Genomic DNA, 2,788 nt, shown 5'->3' with positions numbered 1-2,788 from the left:
TGCTGCACGGTCAGGTCGACGCTCTCGCCGATGATGCCGCTGTTCTCCGTGACCGATGGGCCGACGAGCAGGGGATTCAGTTCCAGAACCGAATCGTCGTTGAAGCGGGCGTTCAGGCGCGCCTGGGGCAGTTCGACGCGGTAGCCGGTGACGCGCGGGAAGGTGATCTCCAGGTGGTCGCGGTGGGGCCGGACGGCCTGGACGTGGATCGTCCGGTTGGGCTTCTTGGGCGGCGCGACGACCGGTTGGGCGGTGAAGTCGAAGGGGATGCCCAGCACGTCGGCGTACTCGACCGAGAAATGCCCCGCTTCGTCCAGGTCGTAGGATTGGCGGCGCAGGGCGCGGCCGACCACCTGCTCGCACAGCAACTGCGTGCCGAAGGCGCGGACGCCGAGGATGTGGGTGACGGTGTTGCAGTCCCACCCCTCCGTCAGCATGCCGACGGAGACGACGCAGCGGACGGATTCGCCCAGGCGGCCCTGCTTGCCGACGGTGTTCATCACCTCGCGCAGCAAATCCTGATCGGTGATCTTCTCGGCGGCGAGGTGGTCGCCGCGCTCGCGCAATTCGCGGCGGAAGCGCTCGATCTCGTCGGCGGCCATGTCGCGGAAGTTCTCGTCCAGCGCGTCGCCCGATTCGAGTTGCTCGCTGTCGATGAGCAGCGTCACCGGCCGGGCCAGGCGGTTGCCGTGGTCGTCGTAGTTGCGGAAGAGCGGCAAGCGGCCGGCATGGTAGGCTGTCCGGTCGCCGTCGTCGCGGACGAAGCCGCCGATGTAGTCGTAGACCAGTTTGGAGGTCGAGGTGTTGTTGCAGACGACGATGAAGACCGGCGGCGTGGGAATGCCGGCTTCCTGCCAGAGGTCGTACCCCTTGGCGTAGTGGCCGTAGAGGGCGTCGAGCGCCGTCTGCAACTCGGCCGGCAGCGACAGCGGGTCCAGCCCGCCGGCCTTGGCGCGCCCCTTCTTGGGCATGCGGATGCGGATGTGCTCCCACAGGTTGCGGAACTTGGGCATGTCGCCGCCGGGCACGTTGTCGGCCACGGGCACGCGCGGCAGCTTGACGATGCCGCACTCGATGGCGTCCATCAGCGAGAAGTCGCTGACCGTCCAGGGGAACAGCGTGCCCTCGGCGTAGCCGGAACCGCGCAGGAAGAAGGGTGTGGCCGACAGATCGAGCACCCGGCGGAGGCCCTGCGTGCGCTTCACCGCTTCGAGGCCGTTGATCCACAGGCGGGCCGCTTCGTTGTTCTTGGTCGCCTCTTCGAGTTCGTCGCCGCTCAGCTTGCCCTCGTCGTCCTGCACTTTCTCGCGGTAGCAGTGGTGGGCCTCGTCGTTGAGGATGAGGATGTTCTTCATGCTTATCAACTCGGGCATGACCCGCTGGAGCATCTGCCCCTCCGACTCCAGGGTGTCGAGGGCCGGGCCGCGCCCTTGCAACAGTTCGCGCGTGCCCTTGGCCAGATCGAGCCGCTCGCGCCGCTTGAAGGCGTGGTAGTTGGTGACGACGATCTTGGCCTTGCCCAGTTCGGGCAGCAGGTCGGCCGGGATCAGTTCGCGGCTGGCGTAGTAGCTGTCGGGGTCGTTGGGGTAGAGGACGCGCAGACGGTCGCGGATGGTGATGCCGGGGGTGACGACCAGGAAGCCGCGGGTGAAGCGGTCGCTCTGCGGGTGGCGCGCGGCGTTGATCGTCTGCCAGGCGATGATCATCGCCATCACCATCGTCTTGCCCGCGCCGGTAGCCAGCTTGAGCGCGGTGCGGTTCAGTTCCGGATTGGCCTCGGCCGTGGCGTCGAGGAGCGTATCGAGCAGCGCGGCCTCGTCCTTGCCCATCTTGGGGGCGACCTCGGTCAGCCAGATGATCGTCTCGACGGCCTCGATCTGGCAGAAGAACGGCCGGACGCCCTGAAAGGGATGGTGACGCCAGTGTTGCAGCAGGCGCGCCGTCTCCGGCGTCACGCGCCACTTGGCCGGATCGGGGATCATGCGCCATTCGTCTACCCGCTTGCGAATGGCATTGACCATCGAGGTGGTGTCATACTGGCGCTCGGCCGTAGTCACGCCTTCCGCGCCAATCGCCAGGGCGGCCTGGTGGTAGCCGCTGCCCTTCTTGTCTTTGCGCTTGCGCGGCTTGGGAACGGGCGTGACGAACTTGGCGCTGCGCCGGTACTCCAGGATGGCGTTGGTGGGTTGGCCGTCCTCGTCTAGCTCCCAGTGCCGGCTGGGATATTCGTAAGGTGAATTGAGAATGGGATGAGTGAAGAACGCTTCCGACATGGGCGTCACGGTTCCTTCTCGCCGGTATCCGTCGAGCAGGGGATACTTCTCTGATTGTCGTCAACCGTAGCGAACGCCCCACAAGGGGCGGGCCTCTTTTCCATCTGAGCCTCTCAGACGGAACCCTCCCTGCAATGAACGGCGGACTCGTGACCGTTAACCGGTTCCCCCGCGAAGCGGGATCGGCCACAACACGGAAAGTATAATGACATATTGTCGCGGTGTCACGCGATATCGATCATCCGATAGACCTGACAGGTTTGCGGCAAACCTGTCAGGTCTGGGAGTTACTCCTCAAACCTCCCCGGATACCCCCGAATCATCGCCCGCAGCACATCCTGGCCGTCTGCGCCGACAACCCGCCCCGCCAGCCGCACCCACCCCTTCTCGCTGACCTCGGCGATCTCCGCCTCGGCCGTCACCGTGTCGCCGATGTAGACGGGGCCGAGAAATTCGAAGGTCATCTCCGTCGCCAGGAAGGCCCACAGCCCGCCAAGGTGGGTCAGCAGGCTGGC

The 2,788-nt window shown here is 65.8% G+C and carries 2 protein-coding genes; both read right to left on the bottom strand.

The annotated features are described in order from the left end of the window. Window positions 1-2,273 (bottom strand): BPTD_3080 family restriction endonuclease (locus ACE3UY_RS19425; RefSeq protein WP_374689133.1); only part of this gene is annotated, 2,273 nt, incomplete at its 3' end. 287 nt (window positions 2,274-2,560) lie between these two features. After that, window positions 2,561-2,788: hotdog domain-containing protein (locus tag ACE3UY_RS19420; RefSeq protein ID WP_374689132.1), on the bottom strand; the 228-nt coding region annotated here is incomplete at its 5' end.

Origin of the sequence: Promineifilum sp. (SeqCode), from assembly GCF_041918635.1 — a bacterium.
Classification (GTDB): Bacteria; Chloroflexota; Anaerolineae; order Promineifilales; family Promineifilaceae; genus Promineifilum.
The sequence above is the reverse complement of the archived record's forward strand: the minus strand, read 5'-3'. Positions and strand labels throughout refer to the sequence as shown.